This is a genomic window from Bradyrhizobium tropiciagri (assembly GCF_001189845.1).
Classification (GTDB): Bacteria; Pseudomonadota; Alphaproteobacteria; order Rhizobiales; family Xanthobacteraceae; genus Bradyrhizobium; species Bradyrhizobium tropiciagri.
In genome coordinates, this window is sequence record NZ_LFLZ01000036.1 from 71,605 (window position 1) to 89,394 (window position 17,790).

Consider the following 17,790-nt stretch of genomic DNA (forward strand, 5'->3'; position numbering starts at 1 on the left):
TGGGATTGCGTGAGAGCGCGCAACATATTCCGCTGTCGTCCCGGCCTAGTGCGCAATTGCGCACGGGGGCCGGGACCCATAACCCCAAATCTACGTTGTTGAACCACGCTGGGGCCGCTGCAACGTTCACAACGGATTTTTGTGGTTATGGGTCCCGGCCTTCGCCGGGACGACGATGTGGTGACATCGAACGGGAGTGGTGACATCAACGGTGTGGAGACATGATCTCTCGTTTCCGTTATCGTTCTGCGCGGGGCGAGATGCCAACCACGCAGAACGAGGCGATCGTGCAGACAAAAAAATTCGGCAACAACGGCCCGCAGGTCTCGGTGATCGGGCAGGGCACCTGGTATCTCGATCGCGGTGATCGCAAGGGGGCCGTCGCTGCGCTGAAGCGCGGCATCGATGCCGGCATGACGCATATCGATACTGCAGAGATGTATGGCGACGCGGAGCTCGTGATCGCCGATGCGATCGTTGGCCGCCGCGACGAGCTGTTCCTGGTCTCGAAGGTCCTGCCGAGCAACGCCTCGCGGCGCGGCACCATCACCGCCTGCGAGCGCTCGCTGAAGCGATTGAAGACCGATCGCCTCGATTGCTATCTGCTGCACTGGCGCGGAACTTATCCGCTCGCCGAGACGGTCGCGGCGTTCGACGAACTGATCGCGGCCGGCAAGATCCGCTCCTGGGGCGTCAGCAATTTCGACACCGAGGATCTCGACGAACTGCTCGACGTCGCAGGCGAGGGCACGATCGCCTGCAATCAGGCGCTCTACCATCTGCAGGAGCGCGCGATCGAGCACGCCGTGATTCCGTGGTGCGAGCAGCACGGCGTCGCCGTCGTCGCCTACTCGCCGTTCGGCCACAACGATTTTCCCTCGCCGTCGAGCAAGGCCGGCACGGTGCTGCAATCGATCGCGGAGAAGCACAAGGCGACGCCGCGCCAGGTCGCGCTGAGCTTCCTCACGCGGCTGCCGTCGGTGCTGACAATTCCGAAGGCATCGAATGCGGAGCACGCGGCGGAGAATGCTGCGGCGGGAACGCTCAGGCTCAGCCGCGACGAACTCGCCGCGCTCGACGCGGCGTTCCCGCGCGGGCCGAAGCCGCGCTCGCTGCCGATGCTCTGAAGAACCACATCACGCAACACGATCCCGCGAAATTCGTGGGATTCACACAGCTCCGCTCCACACAGTTCTTAACAAACTGTTGCAGTTGCGGCCGCGCGCAGGCTGCGGCGGGCCGTCGCGCGCGCTGACGCATATCGGAGTCCCGTTTTCGGGCGTTGTTCTCGCGGCGGAATTGGCGTTCTGTGCGAGCAGCAGATTCCCCTTATTTTGCTCATCGAGATTGCCGTGACACCGCCCCCCGCCGCCGTAGCCGCTAGGCTGGACAGCGTTCCCCTTTCTTTGCCCGTTAAGACGACGCCCGCAACGACGAGCCTGGCGGGCAAAGCGCCGGCCCGCACCGACCGGCCGTTCAAGGGCATCGCGCTGATCCTGTTGTCGACCGTGTTCCTGGGCACCTCCGATGTCACCGCAAAATATCTCTCGTCCTCGCTGCCTTCGATCGAGATCGCCTGGATCCGCTTCCTGGTGTTCGCGCTGATCATGACGCCGGCGATGCTGCCCGGTTCGCCGCTGTTCGCGCTGCACAGCAGCCGTCCCGGCCTGCACGTGCTGCGCGGCGCCGCGCTGCTCGGCTCCTCCCTGATCTTCATCACGGGCCTCGGCTTCCTGCCGATTGCAGAGGCCTCGGCCACCAGCTTCGTCTCGCCGCTGTTCGTTACCGCGCTGTCGATCGCGTTCCTCGGCGAGAAGGTCGGCATGCGGCGCTGGATCGCGACCGCGGTCGGCCTCGCCGGCGTGTTCATCATCCTGCGGCCGGGCACCAGTGCCTTCCATCCCGCCGCGATCTTTCCGATCGTCTCCGCGCTGGCCTGGGCCGGCACGCTGATCCTGACGCGCATGATGAGCGGCAGCGAACGTCCTGTCACTGTCATGACCTATTCGTCCATCGTCGGCGTCGCCATCGTCAGCGCGCTGGTGCCGTTCGTCTGGGTAACGCCGACCTGGCACGACATCATGTTCGGCATCCTGATCGGCGTTGCCTCCACGGTCGGACAGTGGATCGTGGTGCTGGCGTTCCGCTACGGCGACGCCTCGGTGCTGGCGCCGTTCTCCTACACGCAGCTATTGTGGGTCAGCATCCTCGGCTTCATGATTTTCGGCGAAGTGCCCGACCATTGGACCATCCTCGGCGCCGGCTTCATCGTCGCCTCCGGCCTCTACACCGCGCATCGCGAGCGCGTCAGACGGTCGCAGTTGCTGACCGCGGCCGGCGAGCCGTCGCCGAACGCCTAACGAGGAGGCGTCAAATCGTGCGCTGGTTGCGAAGGCATGCGCTCTAATCGTTGCGCGGGTACAACAGATCGCCCGAAAACTTTGAGCCGCTGACGCTGAAACGGCGGATTTCGGAGACAATCAGCAACCTGGCGGTTCGCCGCATGCTAACTTCGCCCCAAGAACGCCGCAGAGCGTTTTGGGGGCAGTGCAAGTGCATTTTGGTTGGTCGTTTTTTTCATCGAGATTTTGGCCGCGCGGAGGCGTGATCGCGCTATGCGCCCTGAGCACCGGGATCGCGTTGCCGTTCGGTTCGGCACATGCTCAGAGCTTCACGTGGAGTGGCACCGGCAGCTCGACCGCCACGGCCGACTATCAACTCTCGACCAACTGGTCGACCACGTCGCCCGGCGCGCCGCCGATCTTACCGACGCAGTCGGCGATCTTCGGCTCGACGGGATCCGCGACGGTCACTGTCGGCGCCGGGCCGATGCTTCCGGACTCCTGGACCTTCACGGCCAATTCGCAGTCCTACACGGTCGGCGGCAATCCGGTCGGCTTCGCCGTTGCCGGGCCAACCGGCGGCCTGATCAACCGGGCCAACAGCGGACAGGTCATCACGATCAACGCCAACATCAACGACGCCTTTGCGCCGGGCGTGATGGTGCAGCAGCTCGGCAACAGCACGCTGGTGCTTGCGGGCACCAACGGTTACACCGGCGGCACCTTGATCTCGGCGGCACGGTTCAGGTGACGAATGCGAATTCGGTCGGCACCGGCGCCATCACGCTCAACGGCGGCACCTTTCAGATGCAGTCGCCGACAGTTTCGAGCGTCGCCTTCTCCAACACCATCGCGGTCAGTGCGGCCGGCGGCACGGTCGATGCGAACGGTGCCCAGGTCAATCTTCAGGGCGTGATCGCCGACGGCGCCGGCGCTGGCATCCTGCGCCTGATCGACTCGTCCGCGTCGGGGACCTCGAACGTCCAGCTGTCCGGCGTCAACACCTATAGCGGCGGAACGCTGGTGGTCGATACGACCGTCGTCGTCGGCAACAACAAGTCTGTCGGATCGGGCACGGTCACGCTCGACAATGCCTCGTTCCAGGCCGACGGCCTGAGCCACCTGACCTTTGGCAACAATTTCAAGATCAACGCGTCGGCAATCGGCAGCTCGATCGACGCCAACGGCACGACGCTCACCATCGCCGGCAACATCACCGACGGCAACGGCCCCGGCAAGCTGACGGTGCTGGACAATTCGGGTGGCCTCGGCCGCGTGGTGCTGACAGGCATCAACACCTATACCGGCGGCACCACGATCTGCGATTGCGCGACATTGCAACTCGGCGATGCCGGCCACACCGCCTCGATCGTCGGCCAGGTCAATGTCGACGGCAAGTTCGACATCGTCAATGCCAACACGGCGGGCATCACCAAGATCGTCAACGATGGCTTCAGCGGGGTCGCCACCACGACGTTCCGCAATTCCACGACGGCGTCGACGGCGATCATCGACAACCTGAATTCCGGCATCACGGAGTTTCGCGACAGCAGCACCGCGGGCAACGCGACCGTGAGCAATAGCAACGGTGCCCTGACGATCTTCCGCGACACCAGTTCTGCCGGCAATGCCACCTTCACCAACACCAACGGCGGCACCGTGGTGTTCGGCGACGCGCTTGGTCCTCCCGGTGGCTCGGACACCAGCACGGCCGGCAAGGCCGTGTTCGACAACCATGATGGCGGCGGCGTCGTGTTCCTGGGCCACACCAATGCGGGTCAGGCCACCATAACCAATGGCAACAATGGCGGCTCGACACAGTTTTTCGAATTTTCGTCGGCCGGGTCGGCGACGATGACCACGACCGCAACCGGCTACATCGCTTTCTTCCAGAACAGCACCGCGGCCAACGCGACGATCGACAATAGCGGGCTTACCTATTTCGGCACGTCGGGCTTCAGCTTGACGGAAGCTCCGACCGCGGGCAGCGCCACGATCATCAACCGTTCCGGCGGCGCACTGATGTTCGACGCCTACGCAACGGCCGGCAACGCCACGATCACCACCGAGAGCGGTGCCAACGCCCAATTCGCAGGCAATTCGACCGGCGGCGCCGCGCAGTTCATCACCAACGGCACCGGCTTCGTGGATTTCGGCGGCAGCCTTGGACCAGGCGGTGACGGTCGCATCACGGCGGGCTCGATCGCGGGTTCGGGCACCTATTATATCGGCGGCGGCAATACGCTCACGGTCGGCGGCAACAACCTCTCGACCAATGTCAGCGGCGTGATCGCCGATTCCGATCCCTGCGGCTGCGGCCCGGCTGGGCCCGGCAATCTGGAAAAGACCGGCGGCGGCACGCTGACCCTGTCGGGCGTCAACACCTATACCGGAACCACCGTCGTCAGTGGCGGCATCCTGCAGGTCGACGGCTCGATCGTGTCGTCGAGTTCGGTGACGGTGAATTCAGGCGGTGCGCTCTCCGGCAGCGGCACGGTCGGTAATACGACGATTGCAAGCGGCGGCATCCTGCTGCCGGGCAACGGGACATCAGGCACGTCCCTGACCGTGGCCGGCAATCTCGCCTTGCAGTCCGGTGCGCTGTATCTCGTCGGGCTCAGTTCGACGGTGTCGACATCAACCAAGGTGACCGGTATCGCGACGCTTGCCGGATCGGTCGGCGCCAGCATCGCCGCCGGCAGCACGGTCGCAAAGCAATACACCATCCTGTCGGCGGTCGGCGGCCGCAGTGGAACGTTCGCCGGCCTCGATTCAACCGGACTGCCGTCCGGCCTGGTTGCGACGCTCGGCTATGACGCGAACAATGCCTATCTCAATTTCGTGCTCGATTACGGCGCAGCGTCGAAGCTGAACGTCAACCAGAACATTGTCGCCACCACGCTGCAGAATTTCTTCAATGCCAATGGCGGCATCAGCGTGGCCTTCGCGGGCCTCTCGCCGAACGGCCTGACGCAGGTCTCGGGCGAGGGCGCGACCGGATCGCAGCAGGCGACGTTCAGCGCGATGAACCAGTTCCTTGGCCTGTTGACCGATCCGTTCGTCGCAGGGCGCGATGGCGGTGTCAGTGGCGGCGCTGTGCCGTTTGCCGAGGAGAGCGCAACGCTCGCCTATGCGGCGCACAAGTCCGAGCCGCGCGATGCGCTCGCTGCGATCTACGCCAAGGCGCCGTCGCAGCAGATCGACTTTACGCAGCGCTGGAGCGTCTGGGCGGCAGGCTATGGCGGCTCGCAGACCACCAGCGGCAATGCGGTGTTGGGCTCGAACAACAACAGCAGCAGCATTTATGGCACGGCGGTTGGCGCCGACTACCGCTTCTCGCCGAACACCATTGCCGGCTTTGCACTGGCCGGCGGCGGCACCAGCTTCAGCGTCAACGGGCTCGGCTGGGGCCGCTCTGACCTGTTCCAGGCCGGCGCCTTCGTGCGCCACACCGTCGGCGCGGCCTATCTGAGCGCGGCGCTCGCCTATGGCTGGCAGGACATCACCACCGACCGCATCGTCACCGCCGCGGGCGCCGATCATCTGCGCGCCAACTTCAATGCCAATGCGTGGTCGGGTCGGCTCGAGGGCGGTTATCGCTACGCCACGCCGTGGATCGGGCTGACGCCTTATGCGGCCGCGCAATTCACCAGCTTCGAGCTCCCGGCCTATGCCGAAAGCGTGGTTTCCGGCGGCGGCGCACTCGCGCTGAACTATGCATCAAAGAGTGTCACCGACGTCAGGAGCGAGCTCGGTCTGCGCACAGACAAGTCGTTCGCGGTCGACAGCGGCATGCTGACGCTGCGTGGCCGCGTCGGCTGGGCGCATGACTTCAACCCGAACCGCAGCGTTGGCGCCGTGTTCCAGACGCTGCCCGGAGCTGCCTTCGTGGTCAACGGCGCGGCGCATGCCAGCGACTCCGCGCTGACCACCGCCTCGCTCGAAATGAAGTGGCGGAACGGCTGGTCGGCGGCCGCGACCTTCGAGGGCGAATTCTCGGGCGTGACGCAGTCCTACGCCGGCAAGGGCGTTATGCGCTATACGTGGTGATCCTCCGTGCTATAGCCTCCTGCGGCGAAAGCCTGTCGCAGATTTGATCCGCAACGGTGTATTTCGTGGGACGAAATACGCATCAAAATGAGTGGGGCAAAACCCACGGGAGGGACCATGCGCGCAGCGATCTTCAGAAACGGCGAGATCGTCGTCGACCAGATGCCGGAACCGAAGCCTGGCGCCGGCCAGGTGCTGGTCAAGTCGCTCGCCTGCGGCATCTGCGGTTCCGACCTGCACGCGCGCAAGCATGCCCACCGCATGGTCGAGCTGAGCAAGTTCCTGCCCGGCCGCACGCCGATGGATCTGTCGCGCGACGTCGTGTTCGGCCATGAGTTCTGCTGCGAGGTCCTCGACTACGGCCCGAACACCACGCGCAAGCTGAAGCCCGGCACGCGTGTGTGCTCGCTGCCGGCGCTGCTGACGCCGGAGGGGCCGAAGGGTATCGGCTATTCCAACGATTATGTCGGCGCCTATGCCGAACAGATGCTGCTCAGCGAGCCGCTGCTGCTCGAAGTGCCGAACGGCCTTTCCGCCGAGCATGCCGCGCTCACCGAGCCGCTTGCGGTCGGTGTGCATGCTGTGGCGATGGCCAACATCAAAGGCGGCGAGGTGCCGCTGGTGATCGGTTGCGGGCCGGTGGGTCTTGCGGTGATCGCGGCGCTCAAGATCAAGGGGCTCGGTCCGATCGTCGCCGCGGATTATTCGCCGGCGCGGCGGCTGCTCGCCGAGAAGATGGGCGCCGATGTCGTGGTCGATCCGGCGAAGACGCAGCCCTATGCGAGCTGGGCCGAGCACGCCCAGATGACCGAGGCGGAGAAGGCGGCGCGGCCGCCGATGCAGGCGCTGCTGCCGCCGCTGAAGCCCGCGCTGATCTTCGAATGCGTCGGCGTGCCCGGCGTGTTGCAGCACGTGTTCGAGGGCGCGCCGCGCAGCGCCCGTGTCGTCGTGGTCGGCGTCTGCATGGAGACCGACAAGTCGGAGCCGATGCTCGGCATCATCAAGGAGCTCAACGTCCAGTACGTGCTCGGCTACACGCCGGAGGAGTTCGCCTATTCGCTGCGCCTGATCGCCGAAGGCAGGTCGATGCCGCCTCGCTGGTCACCGGCCGTGTCGGCATCGACGGCGTCGCGCAGGCGTTTGCCGATCTCGCCAATCCCGAGGCGCACACCAAGATCCTGGTCGAGCCATGGCGCTGAGTTCGATCTTGTAGGTGGGTTAGCGAAGCGTAACGCACCATCTTCTCCGCGGCACGAAGTCGGTGGGTTACGCCTCCGGCTAACCCACCCTACGGATCGGCGCTCGCGGCGCGGTTTGCATTTCGTGACACCGAACCTATAGTTCGCTGTCCTCTGAAAGCACTGCACCCCCATGCGCGTTTCAATCATCACGGGAGGCGGCTCCGGCATCGGCGCCGCGGTCGCGCGCCGGCTCGCCGGTCCCGATCAAGCCCTGATGCTGCACGGGCAGGGCGCTGACGCCGCCGGCCTCGCGCGGCTGCATTCGGTTGCGGACGAATGCCGCAACAAGGGCGCCAAGGTCGCGGTCTCTACCGGCGATCTCGCCGCGGCCGGCGTGGGCACGTCGCTGGTTGAGGCCGCGCGCGCCGCGTTCGGGCCGATCGATACGATCGTGCACGCCGCGGGCTTTGCCGACCGCCGCGAATTCGCCAGCCTGCCGCGCGCGGCGCTGGAGCGCGCTTTTGCGGTGATGGCGGCGGCATTCCATGAAATCGCGGCGGCCGCGCTGCCTGACCTCACGCGCAGCGCGCAAGGCCGCGTCGTTGCGGTCTCGAGCTTCGGGCCGCATCGCTTCGTGCCGGGCGCGACCTATCCGGGATCGGCCGCCGCGAAAGCCGCGCTCGAAGTGCTGGTGAAGTCGCTGGCGATCGAACTCGCAGCATCAGGTGCCACCTCCAATGCCGTGATGCCCGGCTATACCCGCAAGGACCCCGGCCTGTTCGGCGCGCTTGATACCGCGACCTGGGAGCGGGTGGCGAAAGCCAATCCGATGCAGCGGCTGGCCGAGCCCGACGAGGTCGCGGCCGTCGTCGCGTTCCTGCTGTCGCCGGAAGCGGGCCATATCACCGGCGCCACGCTGCCGGTCGATGGCGGCCTGACCTTGATGTGACGGCATGAGCGAGGGCACGCCAGCACAACAGGTCGATGTCGCCGTGCTCGGTGCCGGCATGGTCGGCGTCTCGGCTGGCCTTGTCGCGCGGCGGCGCGGGCTCTCCGTCGTCATCGTCGACCGCCGCGAGCCCGGCAGCGAAACCTCCTACGGCAATGCCGGCATCATCTCGTCCGGCTCGATCCTGCCGCTCAACACGCCGTCGCTGCTGAAGAACCTGCCGAAATATCTCACCAACACGCATCCGGCGCTGCGCTGGAATCTTCCCTGGGCGCTCGGCAATGCCGGCTGGGTGATCCGCTTCCTCGCCGCCGCGACACCGTCACAAACCAAGCCGCGCGCCGCCGCGCTGCACGGCCTGATCGGGACGTCGCTGACGCTGCATCGCGACTGGATCGTGCAGGCCGGCGCGGCCATCGCATCCGCGAGACCGGCTGGCTGAAGGCGTGGCGCGGCGACGGGCTCGCGGCCGTCAAGGCCGAGCAGGCCGCGCTGGCCGAGTTCGGCATCCAGAGCGAGGTGCTCGATCGCCAGGCGATCTCCGCGCTCGAGCCCAACATCATCCCTGCCTATAGTGTCGGCCTGCTGCACACCCAGACGGCATCGGTCGATTCACCGGGCGGGGTGGTGAAGGCTTATGCGCAGTTGCTCGCAGCTGGCGGCGGCACGGTGCGGCAATCCGAGGTCCGGCGGATCGCGCCGCAGGGCGATGGCTGGCGCGTGCAGCTTGCCGACGGCGAGATCGCCGCGCGCCATGTCGTGGTCGCGCTCGGGCCGTGGTCGGCCGAGTTGCTGCGGCCGCTCGGCTACCGCGTGCCGCTGGCATTCGAGCGTGGCTATCACCAGCATTTCGTGCCGAACCCGGCACGCAAATTGCTGCGGCCGATCCATGATGCGGAGGGCAGCTTTCTGATGACGCCGATGGAGCAGGGGATTCGCGTCACCAGCGGCGTCGAGCTCACCGCGCGCGATGCGCCGTCGAACTATGCGCAGCTCGAATCTGTCGTGCCGATGGCGCGCAGTGTGGTCGAATTCGGCGATGCGGTCGGCGAGCGCTGGCGCGGCGCGCGGCCGACGCTGCCCGACAGCCTGCCGATGATCGGTGCAGCGCCGCGGCATCGCGGTCTCTGGCTCGCCTTCGGCAACCAGCATATCGGCTTCACCACCGGCCCCGGAACCGGCGCCGCGATCGCGGCGATGATCGCGGGCGACACGCCGCCGTTCGACGTGACGGCATTTTCACCGGGCCGGTATATCGCGTGACTCGCGCGAGGCCGCCTGCGATGCTGGGGCCGCAAGCCACGCGGAGGGGAACGCGCGGCAACCGAGGGGCAGGATGAACTACGTCTGGGATTTCGGGATCCTCGCCAAGTACAGCCACCTGTTCTGGCTCGGGCTCGGCTGGACCATTGCGTACACGATCGGCACCATCATCCTGGGCACGCTGATCGGCCTGATCGTCGGCATGCTGCGGCTTCGGCGCGTTCCGGTGATCGACTGGCTCCTGATCGCCTATATCGAAACCTTTCGCTGCACGCCGCTGCTGGTGCAGATCATCTGGTTCTACTACGCGTTTCCGGTCGTGATCGGCGTCAACATCCCGGCGCATGTCGCGGCCGTCAGCGTGCTGTCGCTCTATGGCGGCGCGTTCTATGCCGAGATCGTGCGTGGCAGCATCGAAAGCGTGCCGGTCGGGCAGTGGGATGCGGCGAAGGCGCTCGGCTTCCGCGGCTGGCGCCTGATGCGGCTCGTGATCCTGCCGCAGGCGCTGAAGCCGATGATGGCGCCCTATGTCAACCAGTCGGTGACGCAACTGAAGAACACCTCGCTGGTTTCGATCATCGCGGTGCCCGATCTCGTCTACAACGCGACGCTGATCAACGCCGACACCTATCGGCCGCTCGAGGTCTACACCATCGTGGCGCTGATCTATTTTGCGATCCTGTTCCCGTCGACGCTGGTAGCGCGCCGGCTGGAGCGCGGGCTGACCTACGACAAGGTGTGATCTTTCTTACCTCTCCCCTGTGGGAGAGGTCGATCGCATGCAGCGAAGCGGAATGCGATCCGGGTGAGGGGTAACGCTCCCTCGTGGGACCTGAGACCCTCACCCGGCGCGTTGCGCGACCTCTCCCGGAGGGAGAGGTGACAGGCGGAGCTCAGACCGAGCAAGATCAAATCATCAGATATTCAGCTCCACCGGCACATCCTCCGGCTTGACGCCGGCGAGGCTGAGGCCCCTGACGAACCATTCGCGCATCTGGCCGATGCCGCGGTTGTAGTCGATCCACACCGAGAGGAAATCGCGCCAGCGCTTGTCCTGCTCGCGCCGTACCGCGGTGCCGCTCGCGATCGTCACCGAGGGCGAGGCCAGGATCTTGTAGGTGCCGAGATTCGGGTTCTTGGCGATCGCGGTCAGCCCGAGCACCAGCGCGTTGACCACGCAATCGACGCGGCCCGATGACATTTCGAGCATCACCTCGTCGCGCGACTTCAGCGACTTGATGGTGGCGTTCGGCGCAAAGCGTCGCGCCACGGCCTCATTGGCCGAGCCGACGTCGACCGCGATCTTGACCTCGGGCTTGTTGATGTCGGCCCAGGTCTTGGCCTCCAGCCCCTTCTTCAGCATGGCGCCGAACGGATGCGGGAACACCAGGTTGGTGAAATCGACCACCAGCGCGCGCTGCGGCGTCGGGTTGAGCGCGAAGCCGAGGTCGATCTTGTTGGCCTGCAGATCCAGAATCGAATTGCCGTAGGTCGACTCGACATATTCCAGCTTGACGTCGAGCAGTTTCGCCAGGTCGTTAGCCATCTCGATCGAGAAGCCGGACCAGGTGCCGGTCGCGAGGTCCTTGTTGAAATAGGGCAGCTCGCCCGGCAGCACCGCGATCCGCAGCACCTTGTTGGCGCGGATGCGATCCAGCGTGTTGTCGGCCTGCGTCTGGGCCGCGGCCGGGGTCGCCATGGCGGCCGCGAGCGCCGCGCCGCTGCCGATCCCGAGCGCATAGCGCAGTGCGTCGCGGCGATCTTCGGAAATCTTGATGTCGTCGGATTGAGTCAAGCGGGCCTCCCTGCACCAGATCGCCGAAGCCTAGCGTCGGGTTCCTGTACCAGCAAGGGCGCGCGCCTGCACCATTGGTAGGCGTGGCGAAGAGGAGATGCCCATCTCCTCACCTCGCCCCGCTTGCGGCCTGGCTATCGCACATCGCCGGCCTTCGCCGGGGCGCACCGTCAAAAAACTCGAAAACAACCCCATGCAAAGGAGCCGGCCGCGTGCCGGTAGTCGACACGGCAACTTGACATGTCGGGCAAATCAGAGGCATTATTCTATTATTCCGAAAATGCGCGGCGTGCCTCCCCCCGCAAGAACGGGGAGAGGGGAAACGACCGGATCAGTACCGTCCGGGTACGTACATTTCCGGCGGGATCGGGCCGCGGTGATAGTCGGGGTTGCGCACCCGCGGCGGCAGCATCACCGGTTGGTGCGTGACGTGCTGATAGGGGATCTGGCTTAGGAGATGCGAGATGCAGTTGAGCCGGGCGCGCTTCTTGTCGACGGCATCGACGATCCACCACGGTGAGTCGGCCAGATGCGTGCGCTCCAGCATCGTCTCCTTGGCCTTGGTGTAGAGCTCCCAGCGGGTCCGCGCCTCGACATCCATCGGGCTCAGCTTCCACTGCTTCAGCGGATCCTGGATCCGCATCGAGAAGCGGAACGCCTGTTCCTCGTCGGTGATCGAGAACCAGTATTTCAGCAGGATGGTGCCGGAGCGGATCAGCATGCGCTCGAATTCCGGCACCGAGTTGAAGAACTCCTCATACTGCTCGTCGGTGCAGAACCCCATCACCTTCTCGACGCCGGCGCGGTTGTACCAGCTGCGGTCGAACAGCACGATCTCGCCGCCGGCCGGCAGGTGCGAGACGTAGCGCTGGAAGTACCATTGCGTGCGCTCGCGCTCGTTCGGCGCCGGCAGCGCCGCGATGCGGCAGACGCGCGGGTTGAGCCGCTGGGTGATGCGCTTGATGACGCCGCCCTTGCCGGCGGAATCGCGGCCCTCCAACAGCACCACAACCTTCTTCTTCTCGTGCTGCACCCAGTCCTGCAGCTTGACCAACTCGCCCTGCAGCCGCAGCAATTCGCGGAAGTAGAACTTGCGGTCAATCGACGGCTGTCCGGCCCCATCGTGCTCGAGTTCCTCGAGCCTGATGTCATCGAGCTCGAGCTCGAGTTCCTCGTCGAGGCTGTCGGCCATCTCCTGGTGGATGCGGGCGCGCAAGGCTTCCTCACGGGAGGCTTCGTCGCGCAAAGCGTCCTCGTGGGAGGCTTCGTCGGTGACGTGGGGAGCGGTCATGAAGGTCCGTCTTTCAGTGTGTTAGATGGATCGACGGGAGCATTGACGGGCGATGTTACCTCTCTATGACATTGCCATGACCACTGTTTCACGCCGGTGCCGCGGCTGTGCTAACAAGCGCCAACAACACGAAAAAGGGAGTTGCCGATGATTTCGCTCACACCAGGAGACGTCCTGCCGGAGGACGGCACCGCCGGCACGCTGGTCGGACGGGTCTGGCTGCCGCAGGCCGGCGGGCCGGCTGTGGCCGCGGTGCGGGCGAACGGCGTGTTCGACGTCACCGCGCGTTTCCCGACCGTGAGCGCGCTGTGCGAGGAAGCCGATCCCGCCGGCGCATTGCGCGCCACGCACGGTGAACGGATCGGCGATCTCGAGACGATCCTCGCCAACACGCCGCCCGACCGCCGCGACGCGGCCAAGCCGCATCTGCTCGCGCCGGTCGACCTGCAGGTGCTGAAGGCCGCCGGCGTCACCTTTGCGATCTCGATGCTCGAGCGCGTGATCGAGGAGCGGGCGCGCGGCAACCCGTCTTCGGCGGAGGCGATCCGCAAGGAGGTGGTGCGGCTGGTCGGCGACGATCTCTCCAAGCTGAAGCCGGGCTCCGAGCAGGCGATGCGGTTGAAGCAGGTGCTGATCAATCAGAATGCTTGGAGCCAGTATCTGGAGGTCGGCATCGGTCCGGATGCCGAAGTGTTCACCAAGGCGCCGACGCTGTCCTCGGTCGGCACCGGCATGGATGCCGGGCTGCATCCGAAGTCGACCTGGAACAATCCGGAGCCGGAGGTCGTGCTCGTCGTCTCCGGCGCCGGCAAGATCGTTGGCGCCGCGCTCGGCAACGATGTCAACCTGCGGGATTTCGAGGGCCGCTCGGCGCTCCTGCTGTCGAAGGCCAAGGACAATAACGCCTCCTGCGCGATCGGCCCGCTGCTCCGGCTGTTCGATCAGACCTTCTCGCTCGACGACGTCAGGAGGATGGATGTCGGCCTGACCGTGACGGGCACGGATGGCTTCGTGCTCGAGGGCCATTCCTCGATCTCCAAGATCAGCCGCGACCCGACCGATCTCGTCGCCCAGACCATCGGCCCGGTGCATCAATATCCCGATGGCTTTGCGCTGTTCCTCGGCACGATGTTCGCGCCGGTGAAGGACCGCGACGCCAAGGGCGAGGGCTTCACCCACAAGCGCGACGACATCGTCACCATCGCAGCGCCCCAGCTCGGCAAGCTCGTTAACCGGATGCGGGGCAGCGACGAATGCGAGCCCTGGACGTTCGGCGTCGGTGCGCTGATGAAAAATCTCGCGCAGCGCAAGGTGCTGTGAGGTGAGCACGATGGTCGGGCTCCCTCCCCCCTTGCGGGGGAGGGCGGGGAGAGGGGTAAGCCCCGGGCGAGATGATGAGTGAGAATGTCGCTTTCGCAATGTCGGTCGCGTGTTGCGAAAGCACGTTGAGAGAGCACGTCGTGTGGTACCCCTCTCCCCAACCCTCCCCCACAAGGGGGGAGGGAGCCCTTCTGCCGGTGCATGTATCACATGATCGTAGCAGCGATCACTCGTAACTCGCGATCTCGCACGCCGGCTTGCCTTAGGAACCCATCGCCACGTTTTCCAGTTATCGTCCGCGGGCAGACCTGATCACGGTGGCCCATGCTGCGCCGCGTAATGGAGTATTGTCCGCCCGTACCGCATCCTCCGCCAAGCCGGCTGGGATTTCTCGAACTGCTGATCAGGCTGAGGCGCAATCCGCTTGAGTGCTGGAGCGCGGATTTCTTTCAGCAGCCCATCGTCAAGCTCCGCCTGCCATTCACCGACGCATTCGTGGTTCATGACCCGCACGCCATCAAGCGTGTGCTGATGGACAATTGGAGGAATTATCCCAAGGACACGATTCAGCGCCGCATCCTCTCGTCCGGACTGTCCGATGGTCTCTTGAGCGTCGATGGAGAGCGTTGGGACGTGCAGCGGCGAACACTCGCTCCGATCTTCGCGCGCCGGACCGTCGCCTCCTTCACGATGCCGGTGCTGGTTGCCGCCAACGAGCTGTCGGCGAAATGGGCCACGATGGAATCCAATGCCACGATCGACGTTGCCGCCGAGATGACGCTGGTCACGCTGAACGTGCTCGCGCTGACGATTTTCTCTGACGGCATCGGCGGCGACCTCGACGAATTCCGGATGGCGATGAATGCTTATTTTGGCGTGATCGGCCGCATCGGCGCGCTCGATCTGCTCGGGGTGCCAAAATTCGTGCCGCGCCCGGGGCATCGCCGTCTGCGCGCGACGATGGCCTACTTCGAGACCGTGATCGACCGGATTGTCGCTACCAGATGTCGAGGACGTGCGGTCCCGGTCGACGGCCCGGCCGATCTGCTGACCCTGTTGTTGCGTTCACCGGATCCCTCGACCGGACGACAACTCAGCTTGAGCGAGATTCGCTCCAACATTCTCACCTTTCTTTCCGCCGGACACGAGACGACGGCCAACACGTTGGCCTGGTCGATCTTCCTCCTGTCGCAGTCGTCCGAATGGCGAGCGCGCGTCGTGGCGGAGGCCAAGCGGGAACTGACCAATCCGGCCGATGATCTCGCCGAGCGGCTGATCGTGACGAAGGCGGTGATCGAGGAGGCACTGCGTCTCTATCCGCCGATCGCTGCACTCAGCCGGACCGCGCGCGACGCGGACAGCCTGGGTGATCTGGCGGTCGGCGCGGGCTCCCTGATCGTAATCGCGCCCTACGTCCTGCATCGGCATCGCAGGCTATGGAGCCGCCCCGACGCGTTCGATCCCTCGCGCTTCCTGCCGGAGGCCCGGAGCGCAATTCCGCGGTTCGCCTATCTGCCATTCGGGGTCGGGCCGCGGACCTGCATCGGCGCGTCGTTCGCCTTGCAGGAAGCCACCATCGTGCTCGCTGTTCTGATGCGCGATTTCGAGATGAGGTTGCTGCCGCACGCCGACGTGCAACCGCTCCAGCGCATCACGCTGCGTCCGGCGCACGGGTTGCCGATGCTGATCAGCCGGAGATCTGCGCAGTAGCGGGCATTGCGCCATTCGAGCCCGCATGCGCGCGCGGATGTGCCAGTGTCTGCCGGAACGGGTGGCGTTGTCGAACATGTTCAGAAACCTGAGCGGAAGATAGATCGTACGTCGCAACTTGCGCGCGCTACGCGCGGAAAAATTTTGGCAATCATTTTTTCCTGTCTGGTGTGATCTGCTTCACGCACGTTGGTGCGTTATCCGCTTCAGCATGATGGCTCGGCGCGAACAGAGGGAGTCGCGGACATGAGCAAGCAGCCAGCAAATGGAATGCCGGAGTGGCTCACGACCGACATGCTCGTGATTGCCGTCTCATTGGCGATCATCGTGATTGGCATCTGGATCGCGCCGTAGCGCGCAGGCGGCACCGCGGAAGGTGGCGCCGCCAATGCGAGAGGCGATGGCGAGCCTTACAGGCCCATCATCCGGAAGATCATGCCGCCGATATTCGGACCGTGACGGTGGTGGCGGCGATGATGACCTCGCGGCGGTTCGTCGCCACCTGCGGCGGCCATCGCGCTCCTGCCGCCGTCCCGCTCAGGGCCGACCGCATCGAATGCGGCCTTCTGCTCGTCGCTGAGCGAACTGTAGAAGGTGTCGAGGGCCGGGCGTACCGTTCCGATCGCCTGAAGCATGGCATCGAGTCTTGCTCCGACCGCCGCAAGGCGTGCCGGTGGCGTGCGCGCGTCGGTAGGCGGACAGGACGATTTCAACGTGTCCTCGGCCTTTGTCGCCGCATCGCGCAAGGCGTCGAGGCTCGCCCGCTGGGCGTCGGTCGGCCTGACGTCGCGTTCGATGACGTCGCCGGGCCATGCGATGGCGGCCGGCTGCGCCGCGTTGCAATCGCCGCTGCCTGACGTCGCTTCACGCCTGCTGCGTTGCTGATCTGCCGCCAGTGCGGTCACCTTGGCTTTCTGATCGTCGCTGAGCAGTCCGTAGAACTTCTCCAGCGCCGGTTGCAGGATGCCGACCGCATCGCGCATGGCCTGGAGGCGCTGCTGCATCGCGGCGAGGCGACTCGGTGCGGTTACCGGCACGTCCTTGGGACATGAATTGAGAATGGTCTCGGACGCCTTTTGCGAGGCGCTGGCGAGTTCGTCGAGCGCAGCGCTCTGCTCGGCGTTGGGTTGAACGGCGCTGCGGAATTGCTCGATCGGGAAGCCCGCGATATCGCTTCTGTCGCTGCCGCACATGTCCGCGAGGGTCGCGGTCTGAGCGGGGGCGCCGGATCGGCCTGTGACCTGCGGCCGCGGACCGGCGTAGCCGGGCAGATAATAGGCATAGCCGCTCAAGGCATCGTAGTCATAAGGACCGAACAGGCCGGTATAGATGTCGTTGTAGCCATAGTCCCAGAAGTACGGGTCGTAGTCGTCGCCCCACCACGCGTAGTCGTAGAGATCGTAATAGGCGTAGGGCCAGAACACCGGGCCGATCCAGCCGAAACCGCCATGCGGATGGCGCCACCACCAGCCGCCATTGTTGTTGTGAATTCCCCAGGCTGCGCCGGCGGCAGCCGTCATGACCGCGGCGCGCGCCGCCGGGTTGCGCAAGCCGCCTGGGCTGCGCAGGGCGGCCGTGACCGGACGCGAGGACAACGTGCGGCCGACGGCGTTGGCGTTGCGCCGCATCGCGGCGGCCGACGGAGCCTGGCGGCTCGCAGCTACGCCGTGCGAGACCGCCGGATTGCGGCCGACGGCCGGGCTGTGGGCCATGGCCGGATTGTGGACGGCATGGAATTGCCGGGCGCCGCCGCTGTGCCCCATCCTTGTCACGGCATGGGGAGCCGCATGGATGGTATGGAAACCGCCCGCGCGGGCGCCGCCGCCGTGAAAGCCTCCTCCATGGAAGCCACCCGCGCGAATCCCGCCGCCGTGGAAACCGCCACCACC

Annotated in this window: 14 protein-coding genes; 11 read left to right on the forward strand and 3 right to left on the reverse strand. The window is 65.5% G+C overall.

Annotated features, from left to right (window positions below):
* Positions 1–287: 287 nt before the first annotated feature.
* The 9 genes from AKN84_RS26035 (at position 288) to AKN84_RS26070 (ending at position 10,527) form a co-directional block, all read left to right on the forward strand.
* The gene (locus AKN84_RS26035) at positions 288–1,127 is read left to right on the forward strand and encodes an aldo/keto reductase (protein ID WP_050423445.1); all 840 of its coding nucleotides are present in this window, start codon (positions 288–290) and stop codon (positions 1,125–1,127) included.
* Positions 1,128–1,406: 279 nt separating this feature from the next.
* The gene (locus AKN84_RS26040) at positions 1,407–2,360 is read left to right on the forward strand and encodes a DMT family transporter (RefSeq protein WP_050423428.1); all 954 of its coding nucleotides are present in this window, start codon (positions 1,407–1,409) and stop codon (positions 2,358–2,360) included.
* Positions 2,361–2,604: 244 nt separating this feature from the next.
* Positions 2,605–3,093 carry a hypothetical protein gene (locus AKN84_RS26045; protein WP_050423429.1) on the forward strand — a complete coding sequence of 163 codons (489 nt, stop codon included), beginning with the start codon at positions 2,605–2,607 and terminating at the stop codon, positions 3,091–3,093.
* Positions 3,090–6,392: an autotransporter outer membrane beta-barrel domain-containing protein gene (locus AKN84_RS26050; protein ID WP_244485491.1), complete on the forward strand. Its 3,303-nt coding sequence runs from the start codon at positions 3,090–3,092 to the stop codon at positions 6,390–6,392. The genes AKN84_RS26045 and AKN84_RS26050 overlap by 4 nt, the downstream gene beginning before the upstream one ends.
* 117 nt (positions 6,393–6,509) lie before the next feature.
* Complete coding sequence (locus AKN84_RS26055) at positions 6,510–7,733, forward strand: zinc-binding dehydrogenase (protein ID WP_244485492.1); 1,224 nt, start codon at positions 6,510–6,512, stop codon at positions 7,731–7,733.
* A gap of 30 nt (positions 7,734–7,763) precedes the next feature.
* On the forward strand, positions 7,764–8,522 hold the full coding sequence (locus tag AKN84_RS26060; protein ID WP_050423430.1) for an SDR family NAD(P)-dependent oxidoreductase: 759 nt from the start codon (positions 7,764–7,766) through the stop codon (positions 8,520–8,522).
* A gap of 4 nt (positions 8,523–8,526) precedes the next feature.
* A complete protein-coding gene (locus AKN84_RS49320) occupies positions 8,527–8,964 on the forward strand; it encodes an FAD-dependent oxidoreductase (RefSeq protein ID WP_244485493.1) in 438 nt (145 codons plus the stop codon).
* Positions 8,961–9,785: an NAD(P)/FAD-dependent oxidoreductase gene (locus AKN84_RS26065; protein ID WP_244485494.1), complete on the forward strand. Its 825-nt coding sequence runs from the start codon at positions 8,961–8,963 to the stop codon at positions 9,783–9,785. Before AKN84_RS49320 ends, AKN84_RS26065 begins: the two co-directional genes overlap by 4 nt.
* A gap of 73 nt (positions 9,786–9,858) precedes the next feature.
* On the forward strand, positions 9,859–10,527 hold the full coding sequence (locus AKN84_RS26070; RefSeq protein ID WP_050423431.1) for an amino acid ABC transporter permease: 669 nt from the start codon (positions 9,859–9,861) through the stop codon (positions 10,525–10,527).
* A gap of 174 nt (positions 10,528–10,701) precedes the next feature.
* Here AKN84_RS26070 and AKN84_RS26075 read toward each other — a convergent pair whose 3' ends face one another.
* Positions 10,702–11,580 (reverse strand): transporter substrate-binding domain-containing protein, encoded by an 879-nt coding sequence (locus AKN84_RS26075; RefSeq protein WP_050423432.1) that lies wholly within the window; start codon positions 11,578–11,580, stop codon positions 10,702–10,704.
* A 331-nt stretch (positions 11,581–11,911) separates the two neighbouring features.
* Positions 11,912–12,772: a polyphosphate kinase 2 gene (gene ppk2 / locus AKN84_RS26080; protein ID WP_128971170.1), complete on the reverse strand. Its 861-nt coding sequence runs from the start codon at positions 12,770–12,772 to the stop codon at positions 11,912–11,914.
* Between the two features lie 246 nt (positions 12,773–13,018).
* On the opposite strand from ppk2, the gene AKN84_RS26085 reads away from it, so the two are divergent.
* Positions 13,019–14,191 (forward strand): fumarylacetoacetate hydrolase family protein, encoded by a 1,173-nt coding sequence (locus AKN84_RS26085; RefSeq protein WP_050423434.1) that lies wholly within the window; start codon positions 13,019–13,021, stop codon positions 14,189–14,191.
* A gap of 324 nt (positions 14,192–14,515) precedes the next feature.
* The gene (locus AKN84_RS26090) at positions 14,516–15,901 is read left to right on the forward strand and encodes a cytochrome P450 (RefSeq protein WP_050423435.1); all 1,386 of its coding nucleotides are present in this window, start codon (positions 14,516–14,518) and stop codon (positions 15,899–15,901) included.
* Positions 15,902–16,311: 410 nt separating this feature from the next.
* Here the strand turns inward: AKN84_RS26090 and AKN84_RS26100 are convergent, their stop codons facing one another.
* Positions 16,312–17,664, reverse strand: coding sequence for a Spy/CpxP family protein refolding chaperone (locus AKN84_RS26100; protein WP_128971167.1), 1,353 nt, complete (start codon positions 17,662–17,664; stop codon positions 16,312–16,314).
* Positions 17,665–17,790: the final 126 nt, after the last annotated feature.